This window comes from Paraburkholderia nemoris, from assembly GCF_905221015.1.
In the GTDB taxonomy this organism is placed as follows: domain Bacteria; phylum Pseudomonadota; class Gammaproteobacteria; order Burkholderiales; family Burkholderiaceae; genus Paraburkholderia; species Paraburkholderia nemoris.
In genome coordinates this window covers 377,027-399,825 of the sequence record NZ_CAJNBO010000001.1, presented here as the reverse complement: position 1 = coordinate 399,825, position 22,799 = coordinate 377,027, and the positions used below count along the sequence as shown (strand labels likewise).

The following is a 22,799-nucleotide window of genomic DNA, read 5'->3' as shown; positions in this document are numbered from 1 at the left end:
CCTTATGCTGACAAATGACAACCGAACCGATCTGGCAGTCCACCGCGTGCGGCATCCGCTGAAATTCCGTCTGTTGCAGGTCAAGAAGGTCCACGCGCTGAACCCGCATCTGATTCGCGTGACCTTCACGGGCGAGGATTTGCACGACTTCGTCTCCGCTTCGTTCGACGATCACATCAAAGTGTTCTTCCCCGAACCCGGCGCCGACAAACCCGTGCTGCCGGAAGCCGACCCTGACGGTCCGGTGTTTCCCGCCGGCCAGGCGCGGCCGATTGCCCGCGATTTCACGCCGCGCCGCTTCGACGCTGAAGCACGCGAACTGGACATCGAGTTCGCCATGCACGAGGCCGGCCCGGCTGCAACGTGGGCGGCGCAAGCCAAAGTCGGTCAGTACCTCGGTATCGGCGGCCCGCGCGGCTCGCTAGTGATACCGACGGGCTTCGACTGGCATCTGCTGATCGGCGACGACACCGCCTTGCCGGCCATTGCTCGCCGCCTGGAAGAGTTGCCTGCCGGCACACGCGTCGCGGCAGTGATCGAAGTAGCCGATCCGTCGGCACAGATCGAATTCGCGACGCAAGCCGAATTGCACATGGTCTGGCGCCATCGCAGCGAATCGGGCTATCGCGGTGAGGCCTTGCTGCAAGCGGTACGCGAAATCTACTTGCCCGAAGACGGTGAAGGCTATGTATGGGCCGCCGGCGAATCCGCGACGATGCGTGCGGTGCGCTATCACCTGTGCACGGAACGTGGGGTCGACAAGTCGCGCATTCGCGCGGCCAGCTACTGGAAACAGGGCGCCGAAGCGGTACATGAAACGCTCGAAGACTGACGGTGCGCAGCCTGCGCGCAATGGACTGCGCGAGCCCGGCAAGCGGCGTGCGTCGAACAAAAATAAGGAATTAACCGATGTATTCAATTAGCACAAAGCACGAGCGACGTTTGCTGTGGCTGCTTGCGCTGACGCAGTTCACCATCATCATGGACTTCATGGTGATGATGCCGCTCGGCCCGCAGATCATGCACTCGTTCAGCATCACACCGGCCGCGTTTGCGACAGCCGTATCAGCGTATTCATGGTGTTCGGGGTTGTCGGGGTTGTTCGCCGCGACCTATATCGACCGTTTCGACCGGCGTCGTCTGTTGCTGACGATGTATGCGCTGTTCGCGCTGTCGAACCTGGCGTGCGCATTGGCGAGCAGCTTTCCGCTTCTGCTGGTCGCGCGCGCGTTTGCCGGCATCACGGGTGGCGTGTTGGGTTCGGTGATCATGGCGATTGTCGGCGACGTGATCCCGGTGCAGCGCCGCGGCGCCGCGACGGGCACGATCATGACCGCCTTTTCGTTGGCCGCGATTGCCGGCGTGCCGGCTGGCGTGATGCTTGGCGCGCACTTCACCTGGGCAGCCCCGTTCTATTTGCTGGTGGTGTTGTCGGTGGCCGTCTGGGTTGTGGGCTGGCAACTGGTGCCATCGCTTGCAGAGCATTTGAGCCGTCGGCAGCCAGCGCTTGGCGAGGTGCTGCCTGATTTGTGGCGGCTGTTGAGCAACCCACGGCACATGAATGCGTTTGCGCTGACGTTCATGATGATGGTCGCGCACATGCTGGTGATCCCCTTCATTTCACCCGTGCTGGTCGCCAATCATGGCGTGGCGCCCGCGCAGTTGTCGTGGCTGTACATGGCAGGTGGCGCGGCAACGTTCTTCACGTCGCGCCGGGTGGGCCGGCTGGCAGACCGGTTCGGCACGCGGCTCGTATTCCGGATTGCGGCGGTACTGTCGTTTCTGCCCGTCCTGTTTGTGACCCATCTGCCGAATCTGCCGTTCTACGCACTGGTGATGTTTTTCCCGTTTTTCATGGTGTTGATGTCCGGGCGGATGGTGCCAATGCAGGCACTGCTCACGACCGTGCCGGAGCCTTCCCGCCGGGGTGCTTTTCTTAGCGCCAACAGCGCGCTGCAGGCATTGGGCACGGGGTGCGGCGCGTGGATCGGTGGCTTGATGCTGAGCAGTTCGCCGACGGGCCAGATCGAGGGATATGGGACCGTCGGATGGGTAGCAGTCGCCGTCGCATTGATCGGGGTGCTTTGGGTTTCCCGAGTTCGGGGGGCGCAAGGTACCGTGCCGCCAACAGGTGTATTCAGGGGCGACACAGTAGGGGAAGGTTGACGTTCAAGCGCGCCGACGCAGTCTGAAACACCGCGTCGGCGCGTGCAGCCTTCAACCTTCCTCAATCCCCAACCCCACCAGCGGGTGCGCTTCCCGCTTCCACGGCGAGCTCAGAAAATGGCGGACGCGTTCCGCGCGCACTTCCGCAAGCGTCGCCGGCGCCCAGCGGCTCTTGCGATCCTTGTCGATCAAGTGCGCCCTCACGCCTTCGCAGAAATCGCCTTCCTCGATCACCCGCTTGACGATGCCCAGCTCCATCCGGAAGCATTCCGCCAAGGTCATCTGCCGGCCGCGGAGGAGCGCCTCGCGTGTGACATACAGCATCGTCGGCGAGTGTCCAACCATCGCGTCATAAGCAGACTGCAGCCACTGTTTCACCTCACGCGCAGGCTCGCGCTCCAGATCGTGACGCAATGTCGCGACAATCCGCTCGATGCTCGAGCGCCGGTCGAAATGCCGCAGGATCAACTGCGTAAACGGCCCCAACGCAGCATGCGGGATGATGTTGCACGGCGGCTCGAACACGCCGCGCAATGCAGCCATCAAATCTCCCGCGTGCGACATGCGCTGCAGGCGCTCTTCAAAGGTGCCAAGCCACTCCGTCGGCACGCACAAATCCGCGAGTTGCAGGCGCAATGCGTCGGCGCCGGATAAGGTCACACCGGTGAGCCCGACATACAACGCGACCTCCGCCGGCATCACGCTCAGAAAACGCGTCGCGCCGACGTCGGGCAGGAAGCCGATGCGCGTCTCCGGCATCGCGATCTTGCTGCGCTCAGTGACGATGCGCAGCCGCGCCGCCTGGCCGAGCCCCATGCCGCCGCCCATCGAGATACCGTCGAGCAGGGCGACTACCGGCTTCGGAAACTTGTGCAACGCGTAGTCGAGCCGGTATTCGTCGACGAAGAACGCAAGCCACCGGCTGTCGCCATTCTTCGCGAGCCGGTGCACTTCGCGCACGTCGCCGCCGGCGCAAAAGCCCTTGGCGCCCGCGCCTTTCAGCACGAGCGCCACGATACCGTCGTCGGTACGGCAATGTTCGACCAGTACGGCAAGCTCGCGCACCATCGCGTGCGATAGCGCATTGAGCGCGGCCGGCCGGTTCAGCGTGATGATCGCCACGCGGTTGACCACGCGAAACAGAATCTCGCGTTCCGCTTCGACGCCCGTGTCGACCGCAACGCTCTGCAAGGCGCTCATCGATGCTTCTCCTGCCCGGCGTCAGCGGCCGGCTCAGTTTGCGTCACCTGCCAGCGTGGCGCGCGCTTCTCGAGAAACGCATTGACGCCTTCGCGCTGATCGGCGCCGTCGAACAGATCGACAAAGCGTTCCCGCTCCACCGCCAACGCCGCCGCACGCGGTACGCCATTGCGGCCCTGGTGAATCAGCGTCTTGCTGAAGCTGACCGCTTGCGGGCTGAGGCTCGCGACACGCGCTGCCATCGTCAGCGCGGCCTCGCGCGCGGCGCCCTTTTCCACCACTTCTTCGACGAGACCGATACGCAATGCGGTCGTGGCGTCGACGCGTTCGCCGGTCAGAATCATCCGTTTGGCCCAGCCTTCGCCGACCAGCCACGGCAGTGTCTGCGTGCCGCAGCCGCATGGCAGTAAACCCACTGCCGTTTCGGGCAACGCCAGCAACGCGTGCTGCTCGGCGATGCGGATATCGCAGGCCAGTGCGCATTCGAGCCCACCGCCCATCGCATAACCGTTGATCGCGGCGATCACCACTGGTCGCGCGTTCTGCAGGGTCTCGAACGCCGCGCCGAAGCGCGTTGCCGCCGTGCGCGCGACTTCGCGATTACCGTCAGCAAACGTATTCAGATCGGCGCCTGCGCTGAAGAACTTCGGGCCGTCGCCCGTGATCACGATGGCCCGCACGCGCGCTTCTCCGTTCAGACGCTCTACCGTCTGCTGCAATAGCAGCAAGCCGTCTGGCGTGAACGCGTTCGCGGGCGGCCGTTTGAGCGTCAGCAGCGCGACGGTGCCGTCATGTGCGTAGTCGAGTTCGATCATTACGCGTCTCCGTCTTTGCGATAGAGCTTGATTACCGCCGAGAAGTCCAGACGGCCTGCGCCCTTCGTGCTCATCGTCTGATAGAGCTGTTGAGCCAAAGCGCCGAGGTACACCGGTTGGCGCGCGAATTTCGCGGCGTCGGTGGCGAGGCCCAGGTCCTTCAACATCAGGTCGGTGCCGAAGCCGCCGGTATAACCGCGCGTGGACGGCGCGGTTTCGATCACGCCAGGCATCGGGTTATACGTGTCCGAACTCCAGCAGCGGCCCGTCGAGGTATTGATAATGCCGCCCAGCACTTTCGCGTCGATGCCGAGTGCCTCGCCCAATGACATCGCCTCGGCCACGCCCGCCATCGTGATGCCGAGCACGAGGTTGTTGCAGATCTTCGCGACCTGACCAGTGCCGGTGTCGCCGCAATGGACGATGTTCTTGCCCATCGCCGACAACACCGGCTTGACCTGCTCATACGCATCCGCGCTGCCGCCGACCATGAAGGTCAGCGTGCCTGCCGCCGCGCCGCCGGTGCCGCCCGAGACGGGCGCGTCGACAAAGGTATTGCCGCGTTGCTCGGCCAGTTCGGCAAACGCCTTCACACTCGCCGGATCGATGGTGCTCGAATCGATGATCGTCACGCCTTCCGCGATGCCGGAGAAAACACCGTCATCCGCGATCAGCACGCTGCGCACGTGAGTGGCCGCGGGCAACATCGTCACCACACATTCGGCGTCGGTCACCGCCGCCTTCGGCGAACTTGCGGCTTTGGCGCCCGCATCGACGAGTGCCTGCACCGCTTGAGCGTTGAGATCGAATACGTTGACCGCGTGGCCCGCCTTCAGCAGGTTGAGCGCCATCGGCGCGCCCATGTTGCCGAGTCCGATAAAGCCTATTTTCATGGTCGTCTCTCCAATAGACTGAATGGCTCAGCGCAGGCTGATGGTCGTGTTGACGCCGTCGTTGACGGTATCGTCGTCGAACCAGCGGGCGGTAACCGTCTTGGTCTGCGTGTAGAACTGCACAACCTGCTTGCCGTACGGCCCGAGGTCACCGAGTTTCGAGCCGCGCGAGCCGGTGAAACTGAAGAACGGCACGGGCACCGGAATCGGAATGTTGATGCCGACCTGACCGATATCGATCTCGCTCTGGAACTTGCGCGCCGCCGCGCCGCTTTGCGTGAAAAGACCCACGCCGTTGCCGAACGGATTGCTGTTGACGAGCGCGATCGCATCATCGAGCGTGGCGGCATTCAACACCACCAGCACCGGGCCGAAGATTTCCTGACGGTAGATCTCCATCTCCGTGGTGACGTCCGTGAAGACCGTCGGGCCGATGAAGTTGCCTTGCTCGTAGCCCGGCACCTTCACATCGCGGCCATCAAGCGCCAGCGTCGCACCCTCTTTCACGCCTGTTTCGATCAGGCCGAGAATACGTTGCTTCGCGGCGCGTGAGACGACCGGGCCGACGTCCGTACCCGGCTCATTCCCCGCGTTGACTTTCAGCGTCTTTGCCTTCGCGACCAGATCGGGCAGCCATTGCTGCGCCGCGCCGACCAGCACGACCACCGAGGTCGCCATGCAACGCTGTCCCGCTGCGCCAAACCCCGCGCCTGCCAGCGCATTCAAGGTCTGCTCGCGATTCGCATCGGGCAGCACCACCGCGTGATTCTTTGCGCCCATCATCGATTGCACGCGCTTGCCGTGTTCGCTGCCGAGGCGATAAACGTGCGTGCCGACCGCGGTCGAGCCGACGAAAGAAATCGCCTTCACCAGATCGTGCGTGCAGAGCGCGTCGACCACGTCCTTGCCACCATGCACGACATTCAGCACGCCCTTCGGCACACCGGCTTCGAGCGCCAGTTCGACGAGTTGCATCGTCGACAGCGGATCCTGCTCGGAAGGCTTCAGCACAAACGTATTGCCACAGACGATCGCCATCGGGAACATCCACAAGGGGATCATCGCGGGGAAATTGAACGGCGTGATGCCGGCGCATACGCCGATCGGCTGACGCAACGTGTAAGTGTCCACGCCACCCGCCACGTTCTCGGCGAATTCACCCTGCTGCAAGGTGCCGATCGAGCAGGCATGCTCGACCACTTCGAGCCCGCGGAAGATATCGCCTTCCGCATCGGGAATCGTCTTGCCCTGCTCCGCGCTCAAAGTCTTTGCGATGCGCGGCGAATGCTCGCGAATCAGCGCCTGGAACTTCAGCATGATGCGCATGCGCGCGCCGATCGGTGTGTTCTTCCAGGTGGCAAAGGCGGCGTGCGCGGAGCGGATCGCTTCGTTCACTTCATCGGCGGTGGCGAACGGCACGCGTGCGAGCACTTCCTGCGTAGCCGGGTTGACGATGTCGCGCCATTCGGTGGTTTTGGATTCGACGAACTCGCCGTTGATCAGCAGTTTGACGGTGGCGGCCTTGTTCGATGCAGTTGCGCTCATGCTGGAACTCCTGTGCAGTGGCCGCGTGGCGGCCGGACAGTGATGTGGAATGAAAAGGATCAACGCAGAATCAGCGCAGATCCGGGAAGTCCTCTTCCCAATACTCGCCCGGCAGGCGCGCGGGTTCGGCTTCGCGCTCCATTTCGCGGCGCCGCAATTCGACGCGGCGGATCTTGCCGGAGATGGTTTTCGGTAGCTCGCTGAACTGCAGGCGGCGAATCCGCTTGTACGGAGCGAGTTTTTCGCGCGAGAACGCGAAGACCGCGCGCGCGAGTTCAGGGCCGGCTTCATAGCCCTGGCGCACGGTGACGAATGCTTTGGGCACCGACAGGCGCAACGCATCGGCGCTCGGCACCACGGCGGCTTCGCCGATCGCTTCGTGTTCGATCAGCACGCTTTCGAGTTCGAAGGGACTCAGCCGGTAATCGGAGGATTTGAAAACGTCATCGGCGCGGCCGACGTAGACGTAGTAGCCGTCATCACGGCGCAATGCGACGTCGGAGGTGTGATAGAACCCGTTGCGCATGGCTTGCGCCGTGGCGTTGGCATTGTTCGCGTAGCCGGTCATCAAACCGAGCGGACGTTCGGCCAGAGGCAACGAGATTTCGCCTTCGGTGACGGGTTGATCGTCGGCATCGAGGAGCTCGATTTTGTAGCCCGGCAGCGGACGTCCCATCGAACCCGGCACAACCGGTTGGCCCGGCGGGTTGCCGATCTGGCAGGTCGTTTCGGTCTGGCCGAAACCGTCGCGTATCGTGATACCCCACGCATGCTTGACGCGTTCAATGATCTCCGGATTCAATGGCTCGCCCGCGCCGACAATCTCGCGCAGCTTCACCGGATAGTCGGTGAGATGCTCCTGCACGAGCATGCGCCATACAGTGGGTGGCGCGCACAGCGTGGTGACGTTGAAACGGACCAGCACGTCGAGCGTGTCTTTCGGCACGAAGCGCGGAAAGTTGAAAACGAAGACACAGGCCTGTGCATTCCACGGCGCGTAGAAGCAGCTCCACGCGTGCTTGGCCCAGCCCGGCGAACTGATGTTCCAATGGATGTCGTTCGGTTGCAGCCCGATCCAGTACATCGTCGACAGATGGCCGATCGGATAACTCTGATGCGTATGCTCGACCAGCTTCGGCTTCGAGGTCGTGCCCGAGGTGAAGTACAGCAGCATCGGGTCGGTGGCGTGCGTGACGCCGTCAGGCGTGAATTGCGGCGATGCGTCATAGGCCGCGGCAAGATCGATCCAGCCGTCGCGCGGCGTGCCGACTGAGATGCGCGTGAGCGGCACCTCGAGTGCATCGAACTTGGCGAGCTCTGCGCTATCGACCACCACGAACTGCGCGCCGCCGATCTGCACACGGTCGCGCACATCGTCGGCGGAAAGCTGGGTGGTGGCCGGCAGCACGATCGCGCCGAGCTTCATGGCGGCGAGCATCACGTCCCAAAGTTCGACGCGGTTCGGCAGCATCAGCAGCAAGCGGTCGCCGCGCCCCACGCCGAGACCGCGCAGGAAGTTCGCCATGCGCGACGAGCGCTCCGACATCTGCGCGTAGGAGAGGCGCAGGCCGTCGCTGGCCGGATCATCCACGATCCACAACGCCGGGTTGTCGTTATCTCGCGCGATCACGTCGAAATAGTCGAGCGCCCAGTTGAACTGGCCCGGCGTCGGCCACGCGAATTCGCGGTAGGCGCGGTCGTAGTCGGTTCGATGGCGCAATAACAGGTCGCGCGCTTCGAGAAAGCCCTTCGCTGCAGTCATCGTCGTCTCCAATTCCATGCTGGTGGCGCGGTATGCGCTCTGATTTTTGCCTGTGCATTTGCATGAGCGGCAGGTTATTTTGCACTCAAACGCCGTCTAACTTGCGTTTAAACATGCCGCGCGATAACCATCCGCTGCACTTCGCTGGTTCCTTCGTAAATCTGCGTGATGCGGGCGTCGCGATAGTGACGTTCCACCGCATAGTCCTCGAGATAGCCGTAGCCGCCGTGAATCTGGATCGCATTCGAACAGATCTCTTCGGCCAGCTCCGACGCAAACAGCTTGGCCTGCGACGCCTCGGACAAACACGGTTTGCCCTCCGTGCGCAGACGCGCCGCGTGGTGCACGAGCAGACGTGCGGCGTTCAGGCGGGTCGCCATATCGGCGAGCATGTTGGCGATGGTCTGGTGGTCCTTCAGCGCCTTGCCGAACTGCACGCGTTCGTTCGCGTAGAGGCGCGCGGCATCGAATGCGGCCCGCGCGATGCCGACCGCCTGCGCCGCAATACCGATGCGCCCGCCCTCGAGATTCGACAACGCGATGCGCAGGCCTTCGCCCGGTTCGCCGAGCAGATTGGCTTCGGGCACCGCGCAATCGTCGAGCGAGATCGGGCAGGTGTCCGAGGCGCGAATCCCGAGCTTATGCTCGGGCTTGCCGACGTTGAAGCCCGGCGTATCCGTCGGCACGATAAAGGCCGACAGGCCGCGTTTGCCGCGGTCGGGATCGGTGACGGCAAACACGATCGCAATGTTGGCGCGCGCCCCGTTGGTCACGAACTGCTTGTTGCCGTTGAGAATCCATTTGCCGTCGCGCAGCACCGCACGGGTGCGCAGATTGTTCGCCTCGGAGCCCGCTTGCGGCTCGGTCAGGCAGAACGCGCCGATGCGGCGGCCAGCGGCGAGGTCTTGCAGATAGCGGTCTTTTTGCGCGTCCGTGCCGAAGTTCAGGATCGGCCCGCAGCCGACCGAGTTGTGCACGCTCATCAGCGTGGCGCAGGCCGCGCAGCCCGCGGCGATTTCCTCGAGGGCAAGCGCGTACGCCACGTAGTCCGTATAGGAACCACCCCACTCGGACGGCACGATCATCCCGAGAAAACCCAGCTCACCCATTTGCGTCACGACTTCGGAGGGCAGTTTCGCGTCGCGATCCCACTGTCCGGCGTAGGGCGCGAGACGTTCGGTGGCGAAGTCGCGGGCGGCGTCGCGGATCATCCGCTGTTCCTCGGTGTAGAAGCTATCCATGGCTCGATCCTGTTGTGTGCATCGCGTCGCAGCGACGAGGCGCTGCTCGTCATTTGCGACTTATCGCGGGGGATGACCGATCTCGCCGTGGTGTCTCCGGGGCGAGGCGTCCCGCGATGGGTTCAGGCCAAGTGTAGGGAAGCTACTGGACAGGTTCGATGCTCAGCCCGATCATTCTGATTGAGCGCATTTGCCATACCGGTATCATGCAAACCTGATTCCAGCCGCATTTTCAAAGGCTTAGCGAATCGCCCGAAGGAAAATGTTGAGCGCATTTGCCAGATAACCATGAAAAACCTGAAAAACGCCAGGGACGACAAGGGCACGATTTCGGTCAGTCTCGTCGAGGAGGCCTTGACGCTCGCGCGAGCGCGCGGGTTCGAGGCGCTGCCGCTCGCCGAAGCCGCGGGCATCGCGGCAACCATGCTGGCGTCGCCGAAAAGCCGGGTCTCGTCGACGCAGTACGGCGCGCTGTGGGCCGGCATCGCCCGCGCGCTGGACGACGAGTTCTTCGGCCAGGACTCGCACCGCATGAAGAGCGGCAGCTTCATCGCAATGACGCAGACAGCGCTGAGCGCGCGCAACGGCGCGCAGGCGCTCGCGCGGGCGGTCGGCTTCATGCGGCTCGTGCTGGACGATCTCGGCGCACAGATCGAAACGGATGCGCAGCGCGTGCGCTTGCGGTTTGTCGAACGCGAAGGCGCGAGGCCGCCGGCCATGTTCGCTTATGCGACCTACTTCATCGTGGTTTATGGCCTGCTGTGCTGGCTGGTCGGGCGGCGCATTCCGCTGATCGAGGCGCGCTTTCGCTGCGCCGAACCGCCCGCCGCGCATGAATACCGTCTGATGTTCTGCGACGACATGGCGTTCGATCAAACCGGGTCGTACGTCGATCTGTCACCGGCGTTTCTCGAGCTGCCGGTGATCCAGACCACGAAGTCGGTCAAGCCGTTCCTGCGCGATGCACCCGGCAGCTTCATCGTCAAATACCGCAATCCCGGCTCGCTTGCGGCGCGCGTGCGCAAGATGCTGCGCGCGCTGCCGATGGCCGGCTGGCCGGCCGCCGACCAGATGGCGCTGCGCCTGCACGTCGCCGAAGCGACGATGCGGCGGCGTTTGAAACAGGAAGGCTATACCTATCAGTCGATCAAGGACGACTTGCGGCGCGACATCGCAATCGGCGAACTGCAGGACACCGATCGCACGATCGCCGACATCGCCACCGCCGTGGGTTTTGCCGAACCGAGCGCATTTCATCGCGCGTTTCGCAAGTGGACCGGAATGCGGCCGACCGACTACCGGCCGGCGCGCGCGGATTTCACGCGCCGCGCGGAATCGGACTAAGCTGTAAGGAGCAGGCCAGCCTTTTTGGGGTATCGGCCCGCGCCGGCCGATACCCGTCGGCATGGCGCGGCAGCCGTCAGCGATGAGCACGTATCCGCGCCTCCCGTTCCGGCAGTCTGGTCCGCGCTTTGCGCTTATCCGTGGCGGAGTCGTGGGCCGGTTGATGCGCGGCATGACCGCGTTCGGCGTACTGTTGGCGCTCGGGTTTGCATTGTGCGAAAACGCGCCGCGGGTGGGGGTCGCCGAGGCCGCCGTCGCGCCGAATAGCGTTGTCGTGATCCCGGTGAACGGCGCGATCAGTCCGGCCAGCGCGGATTTCATCGTGCGCAGCCTGCAGCGCGCCGCCGACGAACGCGCGCAACTCGCCGTGCTGCAACTCGATACGCCCGGCGGACTGGATACGTCGATGCGGCAGATCATCAAGGCGATCCTCGGCTCGCCAGTGCCGGTCGCCACCTTTATCGCCCCGAGTGGCGCGCGAGCGGCAAGCGCCGGTACTTATATCGTCTACGCCAGCCATATCGCGGCGATGGCGCCGGGCACCAATCTCGGCGCGGCTACACCGATTCAGATGGGTATCGGGGGCGCGGAGCCGCCTGCGGGCGGCGGCGGAATGCCCGGTTTGCCCGGCACTGGAGGCGGTGCTGGCGCGCCAAAGAACGGGCCCGGAACGCAAGCCTCGGGAGATTCGGCGAATCCAGCGTCACCAGCGAATTCTGCAAGCTCAGCGACCCCGGCGGCGAACGCAGGCAATTCCGCCAGCGCTTCCGGCGCCGCCCTCCCGCTCGACACACAATCCACCGAACTGCGCAAGCAGGTCCACGACGCGGCCGCCTACATCCGCGGCCTCGCGCAAATGCGGGGACGCAACGCCGACTGGGCCGAGCGGGCGGTACGCGAAGCCGTCAGCCTGTCAGCCAGCGAAGCGCTCGCGCAACACGTGGTCGATCTGAATGCGCGCGACATTCCCGACCTGCTACGCCAGGTGGACGGCCGCACGATCAACACCAGCCACGGCGACGTCAAACTCAGCACCGCCAACGCACCTGTAGTCACGCTCGAAGCCGACTGGCGCAGCCAGTTTCTCGCGGTCATCACCGACCCGAACGTTGCGCTGGTTCTTCTGATGATCGGCATGTACGGCCTCTTCTTCGAGTTCGCCAATCCCGGCTTCGTGCTGCCGGGTGTAGTCGGCGCAATCAGTCTGCTGATGGGACTCTTCGCGATGCAGATGCTGCCCGTCAATTACGTCGGACTCGGCCTGATCTTTCTCGGCATCGCATTCCTGATCGGTGAGGCGTTTTTGCCGACCTTCGGCTCGCTCGGCTTCGGCGGCGTAGTCGCGTTCGTGATCGGCGCGTTGATGCTGATCGATACCGACGTGCCCGGTTACGGCATACCGCTACCCCTGATCGCGGCCGTGACGGTGTTCAGCGTCGCGTTCGTATTCGGCGTGTCGAGGCTCGCCCTGCGGGCGCGCCGCCGGCCGGTGGTGACGGGCTCGGAAGCGCTGATCGGCAGCCTCGGCGTCGTGCTCGACGGCGGCCTGTCGCCGGACGGTGGTCCGCTGCCGGGGAGCGCAACAGCAGACGCGGCAGCAGGCGGCATGCTGGCCGGCTGGGCTCAGGTACATGGTGAACGCTGGCGGGTGTCCAGCACGGCCCCGGTCGCGGCCGGTCACGCAGTGCGCGTCACCGCGCGCCGCGGACTGACGCTGACCGTGGTGCCCGCGGAAGCACAACAACAAGGAGAACGCTCATGATCGGTTTCACATTCGGCTTCAGCAGCATTCTGATTCTGCTGGTGGCCGCGCTGATTGCTTCATCGATACGGATTTTTCGCGAGTACGAACGCGGTGTGGTGTTCATGCTCGGGCGCTTCTGGAAGGTCAAGGGACCGGGGCTCGTGCTGATCATCCCGATCGTGCAGCAGGTCGTGCGCATGGATCTGCGCACCGTCGTGTTCGACGTGCCGCCGCAAGACGTGATTACGCGCGACAACGTCTCGGTGAAGGTCAACGCGGTGGTGTATTTCCGCGTCGTCGATCCGGAAAAGGCGGTGATCCAGGTCGCGCGTTATTTCGAGGCAACCAGCCAGTTATCGCAAACCACGCTGCGCGCGGTGCTCGGCAAGCATGAACTCGATGACCTGCTGGCGGCTCGCGAGCAACTGAACGCCGATATCCAGAAGGTGCTCGATGCACAAACCGACGCGTGGGGCATAAAGGTAGCGATCGTCGAGATCAAGCATGTGGACATCAACGAAACGATGATCCGCGCGATCGCCCGTCAGGCCGAAGCCGAGCGCGAACGGCGCGCCAAGGTGATTCACGCGGAAGGCGAATTGCAGGCCTCGCAGCATCTGCTGGAGGCAGCGCAGACGCTGTCGAAACAACCGCAGGCGATGCAGTTGCGTTACCTGCAAACCCTCACGACGATCGCCGCCGACAAGAATTCGACGATCGTTTTCCCACTGCCGATCGATCTGCTGAGTGCGGTGCTGGATCGCTTCAGCAAGCCGTCGGCCTCCTGAACCGGGGGACGCGCCGCTTCACTTTAGCCCGCTTTGGATCACGGGGTGAAATGGTGCATTGTCTTCAATCGACTTAATCGGAATACCCATGAAATTTAAAATTTAAGGGTCGTCTTTAACCGCTCCATAGGAGCCAATCATGAAAATCGTTTCTCTCGTTGGACTCGGCGCGCTGTTAGCCGCCGTGAGTATGAGCAGCGCATTTGCGCAGACCTCGCGGCCTTACGATCCGTCGGCGCCGCTCACGCGCGCCCAGGTGAAGGCCGATCTGGCCGACTGGCGCGCCGCCGGCTACGATCCGCTCGACTGGATCGACTATCCGGACAACGCGCAACGCGCGGGCCGCATCGTCGCCGCACGACGAGCACAGCAGATGGGTGGGAGCATGACGCAGTAATCCGTCTCGTCCTGGCCTTGAAGCGGCAGGCCGGGCTGCTCGCGACTGCAAAGGTCATTGGCGGCGCCGGCCTTGGATGCCACGCACGTCCCTGCATGAACTGCCTGCCCTCACGTCCCCGCAAGCCCACCGTTTCCCGTCGCAACATCGTAAATTCGCTTGCCGCACCGCCCCGCGCGCTGGCAAGGTATCATCTCGCCCCTTTGGCACAGCCCACAGTCACGCAAACTCACGCAAACCGGTGCGTCACGGCCAATCATGACTACAATCCGGCCGTACGCTTCGCCGCGTAGTGCATCGGTGCCGTGTCGGACGGCAGAGTCGCCCGCTTATTCGCGACGCATTGCCCGTATCAACCACAAGAAACGCTTTTGAACAACGAGAGACCCGCCTCATGGACTCCATAAAACGATACTTCGGCTTCGAAGCCGCCGGCACCAACCTGCGCACCGAAGTGCTCGCTGGGCTGACCACCTTCCTGACGATGGCCTACATCATCTTCGTCAACCCGGCGATTCTCGGCGATGCCGGCATGCCGAAGGACGCGGTGTTCGTCGCGACCTGTATCGTGGCCGCGCTGGCCTCGCTGATCATGGGTCTCTACGCCAACTACCCGATCGCGCTCGCGCCGGGCATGGGCCTGAATGCGTACTTCGCGTACACCGTCGTGAAAGGCATGGGCTTCACGTGGCAAGCCGCGCTCGGCGCGGTGTTCATCTCCGGCTGCCTGTTCATGATCGTCACGCTGTTTCGCGTGCGCGAGGTGATCGTCAACGGGATTCCGCATTCCATACGCATTGCCATCACCGGCGGTATTGGCCTCTTTCTCGCGATCATTTCTCTGAAATCGGCCGGCGTGGTGGTCGGCAATCCGGCCACGCTCGTCACGCTCGGCGATCTGCATAACCCGCACGTGATCCTCGCGGTGATCGGCTTCTTCGCGATCGTCACGCTCGACTATCTGCGGGTGCGCGGCGCGATCCTGATCGGCATTGTCGGCGTGACGGTGCTGAGCTTTTTCTTCGGCGGCAATCAGTTTCACGGCATCGTTTCCGCGCCGCCATCGATTGCACCGACGCTGTTCCAGCTCGACATTCGCGGCGCGCTTTCCGGCGGCGTGCTGAACGTGATCCTGGTGTTCTTCCTCGTCGAACTGTTCGACGCGACCGGCACGCTGATGGGCGTGGCCAATCGCGCCGGGCTGCTGGTCGAGGGCAAGATGTTCCGGCTGAACCGCGCGCTGCTCGCCGACAGCACGGCGATTCTGGCCGGCTCGATGCTGGGCACCTCGTCGACCACGGCGTATATCGAAAGCGCGTCGGGCGTGCAGGCTGGCGGCCGCACGGGCGTGACCGCAATCACCGTCGCCGTGCTGTTCCTCGCGGCGCTGTTTTTTGCGCCGCTGGCGGGCGTGGTGCCCGGCTACGCGACGGCGCCGGCTCTGTTGTACGTGTCCTGCCTGATGCTGCGCGAAATGCTCGATCTGCCGTGGGACGACGCCACCGAAGTCGTGCCGGCCGCCCTGACCGCATTGTTGATGCCGTTCACCTACTCGATCGCCAATGGCGTGGCGTTCGGTTTCATCTCGTATGCCGGTCTGAAACTGCTGACCGGACAGGCGCGCAAAGTGAAACTGGTGGTGTGGATCATCGCGGCGATTTTCCTGTTCCGGTATTTCTACCTCGGCCGCGAATAAGCTGCGGCGGCAATTGACGTGAAGGCACGCGAGTGAAAGCGCAGGACAACACCTGACACGGCGTGGCATGACGATGCTCGATGCTGCGCCGCGCAACGCGTCGCAGCCTGACTGACAGCACTGCGGCATCGTCGCTGTGTCCGGTCACGGTTCGGTCTGGATCAACAATCATTTTATTGAGGGGCCCGTTCTGGTCGGGCACCCTTTATCATCTGACGATTGATAAAAACCAACGAACCGGTCACGGGAGTCCCCTGCATGTCCTCTTACAGTCACAGCCGCGCCACGGACCGCTATACGTCGCCCGCCATCTTTTTCCACTGGGCGATCTTTCTGCTGATCGCGCTGGCTTATCTGGCAATCGAAATCCGCGGACCGAAAGGCTCCGACAGCCGGGTCTTCTGGAGCAGCGTGCATTTCTGGGCCGGCACCCTCGTGCTGGGACTGGCGGTCCTGCGCGTGCTATGGCGTCTGTGGGCCGGCGCGCCTGCGGAAATCACGGGCAATCGCCTGCTCGCCTTTCTGGCGCGGGCCGCGCATCTCGCCCTGTACGTCTTTATCTTCGCCCAGCCGCTGCTAGGCATGCTGATGATCAACACCGGCGGGCATCCGGTCACGCTCGCCTGGGTCAACTTCAGCTTCACGTTGGTCGGCGCGGATCCGCTTGCGCGGCCATTGCTCAAGACCGCGCATGAGTGGCTCGGCAATGCGTTTTACTGGGTGATCGGATTACACGCGCTTGCGGCGATTGCGCATCACGTGGTGTTCAAGGATCGGACGCTGCGGCGGATGGTTTGATCGGTTTCGGGTCTTCAGCGCTTGCGGCATTGGCCCTTGCGTTCGCAGTGTCTGGAACTTACGGCCGCACGAGTACAGATCTGGGCGGCGCGAATGGCCGCGGCCAGTTGTGTAGCCGTTGAGTTGTGGACGCCGCGCTTGGGTTTGCGTCTCGTGTTGCTCTTGCGCGGCTGGTTCTGCTTTCCTGCTCTGCCCGCTCGTTGGGCTTACTTTTTGGCTGAATCCTGGGCTAACTTCCGCGCTCTTTTCCGGGCTGACGCCGGTCAGGCGCGGATTCGCTCAGTTCCGCCAGTTCGCTTCATAGAAGCGCACGTAGCCGCTTCTCAGCACCAGACATTGCGCCCGCGTTTCCGATAGCAGGCGACGTGTGGCCGCTTCGATCCGGGCCCGGTGTGCGTCGAATGCGTCAACCATGTCCTCCAGACGCGGCGACGCGGCGCCGAAGTGATCTTCCAGGGCCTCGGCCGTGATCATGCACTCCACCCTTTGCCCATCAACCATCGCCGGGAACGCCAAGGTAAGTTCGCGACCTGAATATTCAGGAGTTTCGTTCGGGAATAGGATCTGCATGGGAGTTCACCTGAAAGGTTGGGTGCTGCGCATGGGTCGATTGGTACTGCGCACGCTGGTTAAGACTGGTCGCACCTGCAGCGCGTGTCCCCCTTTTCGAATGCTGGTGGCGCGGGTCCGTCACCTCATAGTTTCGCAAGCGCCTTACTTCGCGCCCCGCGGAGGTGATTTGATTCACTGTAGACGAGTTCGGCCGCTGCGCAAGTTTTCCTTTTCGTTTGCTTGATTTTGGTGCCTGACGTGGTCTTTTGAGGCACTTTTCCTCTGCCGCATGACGCGGTTTTATTCATGCTGCGCGGCTTTCGCCTGGGTTCTGTTTCGTCCTGTAATATCGGTGTTCGACCGCAGACGCGTATGTTGCACTGCGGAACGCAACGGCGGGCAACGCACCCGCCGGATCCGATAACCGGAGACATGCTTTGAGCCATCGTTCTGCCACGCCGCCCACCGTTGGTCGGCCAGACGTCATCGCGCAAGCTCATGCCCGCTCGCTCGAGGTCGGCCTGCGAGCGTCGGAAACGCCGGACTTCCATCCGCTGCGCCGCCCCGCCCTGCGTGAACTGCTAGAACGCAATCAGTCGCTCTATACCCACGCGCTCCCCGTCATGGAGACGCTGCACGCGCAGATCGTCGACACGCAAAGCATGGTGCTGCTCACCGACAATCACGGCGTGATTCTCCACAGTCTCGGTGACAGCGACTTTGTCGAAAAAGCCAATCGCGTCGCGTTGTGTCCGGGCGTGTCATGGGCCGAAGCGGATCGAGGCACGAATGCGATCGGCACCGCCCTGATCGACGGGCAGCCGACTGTCGTGCATGCCGGCGAGCACTTCCTCCATGCGAACCGGATTCTCACCTGTTCGTGCGCGCCCATCGCCGATCCGTTCGGGCGCACCATCGGCGCGCTCGACGTCAGTGGCGACACACGCGGCTTCCACAAGCACACGCTTGCGCTTGTGCGGATGTCGGCGCAGATGATCGAAAATCATCTGTTCTCCAATCAATTCGTCGATGCCATTCGCATTCACTTTCACGCGCGCGTGGAATTTATCGGCACGCTGTACGAAGGGCTCGCGGCGTTCGCGCCGGACGGCACGTTCCTGTCCGCGAATCGCAGCGCACTGTTTCAATTCGGGCAGCCGCTTGGCGAGCTGTTACGACAACCGTTCGACGCGTTGTTCGGGATCACCTTTGCGAGAGTGTTGCAGCAGATCGCCCGCGCACCAGGCGAAAGTATCGAGCTGACGCTGCCCAGCGGCGTGCGTGTGATCGCACGCGGCGAATTTGCGGCGCCACGGTATGTTGGTTCATCAGAAGGCTTTGCTGACGCAGCGCGTACGGCTACGTCCAGCAGCACGCGTGCGGCGGCTCAGTCCGGCGAAGCGGCACCGCTCGCCACACTCGAAACGCTAGATACCGGCGATGCAACGGTCGCGGCGATCCTGCGACGAGTCGCCAAGCTGCGCGGACGCGATATTCCCATTCTCGTGCTTGGCAAAACCGGCACCGGCAAGGAGTGGCTCGCCCGCGCGATCCATCACGATTCGCCGCGACGGGCTGCGCCCTTCGTCGCGCTGAATTGCGCATCGTTGCCCGATACGCTGATCGAGGCGGAGTTGTTCGGCTACGAAGACGGCGCGTTCACCGGCGCGAAGAAACGCGGCAGCGTCGGCAAGATCGTGCAGGCCGATGGCGGCACGCTGTTTCTCGACGAAATCGGCGACATGCCGCTCGCCCAGCAAGTGCGCCTGATGCGCGTGTTGCAGGAGCGCACCGTCGTGCCGCTCGGCGGCACGCGGGCGATTCCGGTCGATCTGCGCATCGTCTGCGCAACTCACCGCAACCTGCGCGAGATGATCGAAGCCGGCACCTTCCGCGAAGACCTGTATTACCGGATCAACGGGCTCGTTGTCACCTTGCCGGCGCTGCGCGAGCGCAGCGATCTGGCGGCGCTCGTCGAGCGCATGCTGGCGATGCAGCCGGATGGCGAGCGGTTACCGCGTCGCGTGTCCGATGAGGTGCTGGAGCGCTTTGCGCAATGCCGCTGGCCAGGCAATCTGCGGCAATTGGCCAACGTGCTGCGCACCGCCAGCATCATGGCCGAAGGCGCGCAGCAGATCGAACTCGAGGATTTGCCGGAAGATTTTCTGCAGGATTGCGAGGCTTCGGCGGTCGACGTCCGCGCCCAGGCGCACGAGGCGCTGTCAGGCAATGGCAATGGTGGCGACGGCAGCAACGGACGCGACATGCCAGCAGCCGAACCCGCGAATGCGTCGCCCGCGCGGATGGAGGAATGGCAGACCACATTGATTGCGCAAACACTCGCGCGACTCGACGGTAATGTGTCGGCGGCGGCTCGCGAGTTGGGACTTGCGCGAAATACGGTGTATCGGTATTTGCGGCGTGGGAACACGACGCATTGAAATGGCGGCGCCGGAGCCTGGGCGTTTGGCGTGAACGTGTAAAGTGTGGCGCAATCCGTCACCGATTCACACGATGTCCGACTCTACCCGCCCACCTCTGGTTCGCGTCGAGCCGCTCGGCCAGAGCTTCGAAGCGCCCGATTCGCTGACGATCCTCGAAGCCGCCGGCTTTGCGAATCTGCGTCTGCCACGCTCGTGCCGCAACGGCACATGCCGCACCTGCCTATGCAAAATGACGGCGGGACGCGTGCGCTACACGATCGAATGGCCGGGTCTCAGCCGGGAAGAAAAAGCGGAAGGCTACATCCTGCCGTGTGTGGCGATCGCGGAAACCGATGTGGTGATCGAGGCGCCGGACGCGATCGAAATATAGCAACGCCAGGACAGCGCCTGGCGTTGCCGGCATCGCATTCGGCCTTACCGGCCGTTGCCCATCGCCCGGGCGATTTTCTTGTCGGTGTTGTACTGACTCAGTGCATACACCGACCAGATCGCGGCCGGAATCCAGCCAATCAGCGTGATCTGCAGGATCAGGCAGATGATGCCGGCAAAGGGCCGGCCGATCGTGAAGAATTGAAACCACGGCAGAATGATGGCAAGCAAAAGACGCATTCAGATTTCCTGTTTGTGTTGATCTGGCGGCACACGTTCTTCGAGCGCAAGCGTGCTGACGATTACGATGGCCTGAACGAGGCAGTCTAGTTGATCGGTGCGAAGCGCGGCACCTTGGTACCGTCGACTTCGACCAGCTCGAAAAACACCGATGCCGGACGGGTCCAGATCGTACCATTGCTGGCTTTGTAGACGATCATCGTGACCGTCGGATCGGACTCGAGCGTGGCCTCGCAAACGAGTTCGTAAATGCCGCCTTTGTAGTGTCGATAACGCACCATTCAACTACTCCTTTTGAAGTGACATCCATGAGGACAATGATGACTCTCGCGATCGCAACCGCCACCTCGGACGCAGATTCACCCAACTATGTCGTCAAGATCGATGCGGGCACACACAGCCTGCTCGGCGATGAAGGGCCGCGCGAAGGGGGCCAGGATAGCGGCCCGGCCCCCTTCGAATTCGTCCTCTCGGGTCTCGCGGCATGCACTGCGGTAACGCTGAGGATGTACATGCAGAAGAAAGCATGGCCGGGCGGCCGGATCAAGGTCGAGACGCAATTACACGTGGAGCGCGACGGCGGTCAATACATTCGGCGCACCGTATCCGTCGATGGGCCTCTCGACGACAGCCAGCGCAAGCGCCTTGGCGAAATCTGCGAGAAGACGCCGGTCACGGTATTCATCAAACGGGGAACACGAATCGACACGACGATGACCTGAGATCCCTCAACCGCCCTCTTTCATCTGCTTCAGAATCTTATAGACGGTGGCGCGGCCCATCGTCAGCACCGCAGCCACATAGTTCGCCGAACTCCGGCCGCGAAACGCGCCCTGCGCATGCAGCGCCTCGACGATTTCCCGCTTGTGTTCGCGCGTGAGCGCATTGATGCCGATTTGCCGCTCGCGCAGCCAGGTGTGCAGGAACGTGTTGATGCGGTCCTGCCAGTCGTCGCGGAACAGCTCCTCCGCGGGCGCATCCGTCAGATTGCCGCCTTTGATGAACAGATCGAGCGTGGAGCGCACATCTTCGAACACTGCGATGTTGAAGTTGACGCACAGCATGCCGGCCGGCTTGCCCTCGTCGTCGAACAGGATGTTGCTCACGCAGCGCATGCGGCGACCGTCCCAGTTGAGCTTCTCGTACGGCCCGATCGTCCGGCCGCGTGCCGCGTAGTGGACTTCATCGAGCACCGAGGGGCCACCGACTTCGAGCTTCGACAGGTTGTTCACAAGATACGCGATAGTCTGATCACGCAAGTCGTGAATCACGACTTCGGCACACGGATAGAACAAGGCCGCGATGCCGTCTGCAATGGGTGCGTAGCGGTCCAGCAGCAGGTCTTTCACAGGAGAGACGGTTGTCTTGCGCATTGAGAAATCGCAGTGTTCCAGGGAGGCGGGGCCGCTTTAGCCTGATTAAGCTAAAAGAGACCCCGGGGTTATAGCCGGCAGGCGAGGCAAGCACAACAATGCCGGACAGCCGCGCGCTGCAACTCGCCATTGTAACGACCCCAATCGCCAGCGACGACCGCGACGGCACGGCGCCCGCGCAGCCGTTATTTTATTGCGGGGCCGCATCACGCACAGGGCCATGATGGGCACTCGACGGCGTGCCGTTTGCCCGTTCCAGTTGTTGCATCCGCACCCAGGGATTTTTGTTCGCTTGGCGGGCGCTTTTTTTTCGTGCGATAAAAGAACCAACTATTTCACGGAGCAACAGATGGCCACGCTCGAAGCGTTTCGCGCCGTGCTCGATGACGAAGGCACGCCCGAAATCATCCGCAATCACATCATCGATTCGCTGCAATACACGCTGCGCAATCACGGACAGATTTTTACCTCGAAGGAAGTCGAATGGCTCGCCGGCTGGGATGATGCGCGCATTCCGCTCGCCGCTTCACGCGAGCTGCAAAAGCGCGTCGCCGAAACCACCCGCTGAAACTCACCCACCTTCGCCCTCACGGCGCGACCTCACACCCGGCGTGCCGCTCATGCCCCGGCGCGCCGTTCGCGGCAGCTCTTTTTCGCCCAAAGCCCCGCCGGCTGGGCGGTTTGCCCGCGCGCGGAACTTTTTGCTATCCAATTAGCCCCATTTAGTGCATCATATTGGAATAGCTGTATTCCGCATCCGCACTATTGGGAATACAGCGCGGGAACACAAGCGGCAGTACCAAGCACAGCATCAATCGGCGTCTCCGCACCACCCCCGACTGTTCGACCGCTGCCTGTCAGCGATCCCGTCACTCCGGCAATGCGCCGCCTGCATTCGCCGTCGCGAGTTGTGCAGCTGAGTGGTTCAGCTTTTACGCGCCCGATGTCTGCGCGACATCAGCGTGTTTCTTCTCCATCGAATCCGCGATTTTGCGCGGCCGCGCTCATGCCCTTGCCATCGGGCCTGTGCCAACCTTTTTTCCATGGCGGCGCGCCCCAAGGTGCTGCGCTGCCGGGTCTGTCGTGCCGCGCGTAACACGCGTGACACGGCGGCCACGTAATACAGGACACGTGCTTCATGAATTCAGTTGTCAAGACGTACAAGGGTTACGAAATTCACCCGCTCGTCTATCCGCGCCGCCCGGCGGACGGTCAGACGGGCCGCAATCCGGACGCAGGTTACGACGCGTCGGTGCGCATCTGCCGCGTGGGCGCCAATCCGGCCGCCGACGGGCGTGTGTTCCGTCTGCAGTATCTGTTTCCGTTCGACGGTACGGGCAAGGCGCGCATTGCGTGCATGGCCCACGCCGAGCAATTGATCGACGGCCGTGTAGACGGCCAGTCCGTCGCCGATCTTTGAGCGGTACTATCA

The 22,799-nt window shown here is 63.0% G+C and carries 23 protein-coding genes; 13 read left to right on the top strand and 10 right to left on the bottom strand.

The window, feature by feature from the left end; translation table 11 throughout:
• Positions 1-4: 4 nt before the first annotated feature.
• Both KHO33_RS01780 and KHO33_RS01775 read left to right on the top strand, forming a co-directional pair.
• Positions 5-832 carry a siderophore-interacting protein gene (locus KHO33_RS01780; RefSeq protein WP_200561877.1) on the top strand — a complete coding sequence of 276 codons (828 nt, stop codon included), beginning with the start codon at positions 5-7 and terminating at the stop codon, positions 830-832.
• 77 nt (positions 833-909) lie between these two features.
• Positions 910-2,166: an MFS transporter gene (locus KHO33_RS01775; protein ID WP_054036039.1), complete on the top strand. Its 1,257-nt coding sequence runs from the start codon at positions 910-912 to the stop codon at positions 2,164-2,166.
• Between the two features lie 51 nt (positions 2,167-2,217).
• Here KHO33_RS01775 and KHO33_RS01770 read toward each other — a convergent pair whose 3' ends face one another.
• From KHO33_RS01770 to KHO33_RS01745, 6 genes are all read right to left on the bottom strand, one after another.
• Positions 2,218-3,366 (bottom strand): enoyl-CoA hydratase/isomerase family protein, encoded by a 1,149-nt coding sequence (locus KHO33_RS01770; RefSeq protein WP_200561878.1) that lies wholly within the window; start codon positions 3,364-3,366, stop codon positions 2,218-2,220.
• Positions 3,363-4,181 (bottom strand): enoyl-CoA hydratase, encoded by an 819-nt coding sequence (locus KHO33_RS01765; protein ID WP_200561879.1) that lies wholly within the window; start codon positions 4,179-4,181, stop codon positions 3,363-3,365. Before KHO33_RS01765 ends, KHO33_RS01770 begins: the two co-directional genes overlap by 4 nt.
• Positions 4,181-5,074: a 3-hydroxyisobutyrate dehydrogenase gene (mmsB, locus tag KHO33_RS01760; protein ID WP_200561880.1), complete on the bottom strand. Its 894-nt coding sequence runs from the start codon at positions 5,072-5,074 to the stop codon at positions 4,181-4,183. The genes KHO33_RS01765 and mmsB overlap by 1 nt, the downstream gene beginning before the upstream one ends.
• A gap of 27 nt (positions 5,075-5,101) precedes the next feature.
• Positions 5,102-6,619, bottom strand: a complete 1,518-nt coding sequence (locus KHO33_RS01755) for a CoA-acylating methylmalonate-semialdehyde dehydrogenase (RefSeq protein WP_200561881.1) — start codon at positions 6,617-6,619, stop codon at positions 5,102-5,104.
• Between the two features lie 70 nt (positions 6,620-6,689).
• Entirely contained in the window at positions 6,690-8,381 is a 1,692-nt protein-coding gene (locus KHO33_RS01750; protein WP_200561882.1) for an AMP-binding protein, read from the bottom strand.
• 107 nt (positions 8,382-8,488) lie between these two features.
• Complete coding sequence (locus KHO33_RS01745) at positions 8,489-9,622, bottom strand: acyl-CoA dehydrogenase (protein WP_200561883.1); 1,134 nt, start codon at positions 9,620-9,622, stop codon at positions 8,489-8,491.
• Between the two features lie 288 nt (positions 9,623-9,910).
• Between KHO33_RS01745 and KHO33_RS01740 the strand changes: the two genes are divergently transcribed.
• The 6 genes from KHO33_RS01740 to KHO33_RS01715 all read left to right on the top strand — a co-directional run bounded on the left by KHO33_RS01740 (position 9,911) and on the right by KHO33_RS01715 (position 16,389).
• Positions 9,911-10,966, top strand: coding sequence for an AraC family transcriptional regulator (locus KHO33_RS01740; protein ID WP_200561884.1), 1,056 nt, complete (start codon positions 9,911-9,913; stop codon positions 10,964-10,966).
• 82 nt (positions 10,967-11,048) lie between these two features.
• The gene (locus KHO33_RS01735) at positions 11,049-12,728 is read left to right on the top strand and encodes an NfeD family protein (protein ID WP_054036104.1); all 1,680 of its coding nucleotides are present in this window, start codon (positions 11,049-11,051) and stop codon (positions 12,726-12,728) included.
• Positions 12,725-13,498 (top strand): slipin family protein, encoded by a 774-nt coding sequence (locus KHO33_RS01730; protein ID WP_054036028.1) that lies wholly within the window; start codon positions 12,725-12,727, stop codon positions 13,496-13,498. The genes KHO33_RS01735 and KHO33_RS01730 overlap by 4 nt, the downstream gene beginning before the upstream one ends.
• Positions 13,499-13,637: 139 nt before the next feature.
• Positions 13,638-13,895 (top strand): DUF4148 domain-containing protein, encoded by a 258-nt coding sequence (locus KHO33_RS01725; RefSeq protein ID WP_054036026.1) that lies wholly within the window; start codon positions 13,638-13,640, stop codon positions 13,893-13,895.
• A 394-nt stretch (positions 13,896-14,289) separates the two neighbouring features.
• On the top strand, positions 14,290-15,591 hold the full coding sequence (locus KHO33_RS01720) for an NCS2 family permease (RefSeq protein WP_200561885.1): 1,302 nt from the start codon (positions 14,290-14,292) through the stop codon (positions 15,589-15,591).
• 258 nt (positions 15,592-15,849) lie between these two features.
• The gene (locus tag KHO33_RS01715; RefSeq protein WP_054036022.1) at positions 15,850-16,389 is read left to right on the top strand and encodes a cytochrome b; all 540 of its coding nucleotides are present in this window, start codon (positions 15,850-15,852) and stop codon (positions 16,387-16,389) included.
• A 279-nt stretch (positions 16,390-16,668) separates the two neighbouring features.
• Here the strand turns inward: KHO33_RS01715 and KHO33_RS01710 are convergent, their stop codons facing one another.
• Positions 16,669-16,959 carry a DUF1488 family protein gene (locus KHO33_RS01710; protein ID WP_074287282.1) on the bottom strand — a complete coding sequence of 97 codons (291 nt, stop codon included), beginning with the start codon at positions 16,957-16,959 and terminating at the stop codon, positions 16,669-16,671.
• Between the two features lie 419 nt (positions 16,960-17,378).
• Between KHO33_RS01710 and KHO33_RS01705 the strand changes: the two genes are divergently transcribed.
• Both KHO33_RS01705 and KHO33_RS01700 read left to right on the top strand, forming a co-directional pair.
• Complete coding sequence (locus KHO33_RS01705) at positions 17,379-19,382, top strand: sigma-54-dependent Fis family transcriptional regulator (RefSeq protein WP_200561886.1); 2,004 nt, start codon at positions 17,379-17,381, stop codon at positions 19,380-19,382.
• A gap of 73 nt (positions 19,383-19,455) precedes the next feature.
• Entirely contained in the window at positions 19,456-19,755 is a 300-nt protein-coding gene (locus KHO33_RS01700) for a 2Fe-2S iron-sulfur cluster-binding protein (RefSeq protein ID WP_200561887.1), read from the top strand.
• Positions 19,756-19,799: 44 nt separating this feature from the next.
• On the opposite strand, the gene KHO33_RS01695 is transcribed toward KHO33_RS01700, so the two are convergent.
• Both KHO33_RS01695 and KHO33_RS01690 read right to left on the bottom strand, forming a co-directional pair.
• Entirely contained in the window at positions 19,800-19,994 is a 195-nt protein-coding gene (locus KHO33_RS01695) for a YqaE/Pmp3 family membrane protein (protein WP_028194701.1), read from the bottom strand.
• Between the two features lie 86 nt (positions 19,995-20,080).
• Positions 20,081-20,275 carry a DUF1653 domain-containing protein gene (locus KHO33_RS01690; RefSeq protein WP_054036020.1) on the bottom strand — a complete coding sequence of 65 codons (195 nt, stop codon included), beginning with the start codon at positions 20,273-20,275 and terminating at the stop codon, positions 20,081-20,083.
• A 39-nt stretch (positions 20,276-20,314) separates the two neighbouring features.
• Here KHO33_RS01690 and KHO33_RS01685 point away from each other — a divergent pair, with 39 nt between their 5' ends.
• The gene (locus tag KHO33_RS01685) at positions 20,315-20,716 is read left to right on the top strand and encodes an OsmC family protein (protein ID WP_200562299.1); all 402 of its coding nucleotides are present in this window, start codon (positions 20,315-20,317) and stop codon (positions 20,714-20,716) included.
• A gap of 6 nt (positions 20,717-20,722) precedes the next feature.
• Here the strand turns inward: KHO33_RS01685 and KHO33_RS01680 are convergent, their stop codons facing one another.
• Positions 20,723-21,367 carry a helix-turn-helix transcriptional regulator gene (locus KHO33_RS01680; RefSeq protein WP_054036018.1) on the bottom strand — a complete coding sequence of 215 codons (645 nt, stop codon included), beginning with the start codon at positions 21,365-21,367 and terminating at the stop codon, positions 20,723-20,725.
• A 349-nt stretch (positions 21,368-21,716) separates the two neighbouring features.
• Between KHO33_RS01680 and KHO33_RS01675 the strand changes: the two genes are divergently transcribed.
• Positions 21,717-21,935 carry a hypothetical protein gene (locus KHO33_RS01675; protein ID WP_028194708.1) on the top strand — a complete coding sequence of 73 codons (219 nt, stop codon included), beginning with the start codon at positions 21,717-21,719 and terminating at the stop codon, positions 21,933-21,935.
• A 570-nt stretch (positions 21,936-22,505) separates the two neighbouring features.
• Entirely contained in the window at positions 22,506-22,787 is a 282-nt protein-coding gene (locus tag KHO33_RS01670) for a hypothetical protein (protein WP_093635985.1), read from the top strand.
• Positions 22,788-22,799: the final 12 nt, after the last annotated feature.

Excerpts from the sequence above, each read along its gene's own strand:
- KHO33_RS01675 (WP_028194708.1), top strand. The coding sequence starts at position 21,717 with ATGGCCACGCTCGAAGCGTTTCGCGCCGTGCTCGATGACGAAGGCACG.
- KHO33_RS01780 (WP_200561877.1), top strand. The coding sequence starts at position 5 with ATGCTGACAAATGACAACCGAACCGATCTGGCAGTCCACCGCGTGCGG.
- mmsB (WP_200561880.1), bottom strand. The coding sequence starts at position 5,074 with ATGAAAATAGGCTTTATCGGACTCGGCAACATGGGCGCGCCGATGGCG.
- KHO33_RS01710 (WP_074287282.1), bottom strand. The coding sequence starts at position 16,959 with ATGCAGATCCTATTCCCGAACGAAACTCCTGAATATTCAGGTCGCGAA.
- KHO33_RS01770 (WP_200561878.1), bottom strand. The coding sequence starts at position 3,366 with ATGAGCGCCTTGCAGAGCGTTGCGGTCGACACGGGCGTCGAAGCGGAA.
- KHO33_RS01775 (WP_054036039.1), top strand. The coding sequence starts at position 910 with ATGTATTCAATTAGCACAAAGCACGAGCGACGTTTGCTGTGGCTGCTT.
- KHO33_RS01670 (WP_093635985.1), top strand. The coding sequence starts at position 22,506 with ATGAATTCAGTTGTCAAGACGTACAAGGGTTACGAAATTCACCCGCTC.
- KHO33_RS01690 (WP_054036020.1), bottom strand. The coding sequence starts at position 20,275 with ATGGTGCGTTATCGACACTACAAAGGCGGCATTTACGAACTCGTTTGC.
- KHO33_RS01700 (WP_200561887.1), top strand. The coding sequence starts at position 19,456 with ATGTCCGACTCTACCCGCCCACCTCTGGTTCGCGTCGAGCCGCTCGGC.
- KHO33_RS01695 (WP_028194701.1), bottom strand. The coding sequence starts at position 19,994 with ATGCGTCTTTTGCTTGCCATCATTCTGCCGTGGTTTCAATTCTTCACG.
- KHO33_RS01745 (WP_200561883.1), bottom strand. The coding sequence starts at position 9,622 with ATGGATAGCTTCTACACCGAGGAACAGCGGATGATCCGCGACGCCGCC.
- KHO33_RS01725 (WP_054036026.1), top strand. The coding sequence starts at position 13,638 with ATGAAAATCGTTTCTCTCGTTGGACTCGGCGCGCTGTTAGCCGCCGTG.
- KHO33_RS01765 (WP_200561879.1), bottom strand. The coding sequence starts at position 4,181 with ATGATCGAACTCGACTACGCACATGACGGCACCGTCGCGCTGCTGACG.
- KHO33_RS01730 (WP_054036028.1), top strand. The coding sequence starts at position 12,725 with ATGATCGGTTTCACATTCGGCTTCAGCAGCATTCTGATTCTGCTGGTG.
- KHO33_RS01720 (WP_200561885.1), top strand. The coding sequence starts at position 14,290 with ATGGACTCCATAAAACGATACTTCGGCTTCGAAGCCGCCGGCACCAAC.
- KHO33_RS01735 (WP_054036104.1), top strand. The coding sequence starts at position 11,049 with ATGAGCACGTATCCGCGCCTCCCGTTCCGGCAGTCTGGTCCGCGCTTT.
- KHO33_RS01685 (WP_200562299.1), top strand. The coding sequence starts at position 20,315 with ATGACTCTCGCGATCGCAACCGCCACCTCGGACGCAGATTCACCCAAC.
- KHO33_RS01680 (WP_054036018.1), bottom strand. The coding sequence starts at position 21,367 with ATGCGCAAGACAACCGTCTCTCCTGTGAAAGACCTGCTGCTGGACCGC.
- KHO33_RS01740 (WP_200561884.1), top strand. The coding sequence starts at position 9,911 with ATGAAAAACCTGAAAAACGCCAGGGACGACAAGGGCACGATTTCGGTC.
- KHO33_RS01715 (WP_054036022.1), top strand. The coding sequence starts at position 15,850 with ATGTCCTCTTACAGTCACAGCCGCGCCACGGACCGCTATACGTCGCCC.
- KHO33_RS01750 (WP_200561882.1), bottom strand. The coding sequence starts at position 8,381 with ATGACTGCAGCGAAGGGCTTTCTCGAAGCGCGCGACCTGTTATTGCGC.
- KHO33_RS01755 (WP_200561881.1), bottom strand. The coding sequence starts at position 6,619 with ATGAGCGCAACTGCATCGAACAAGGCCGCCACCGTCAAACTGCTGATC.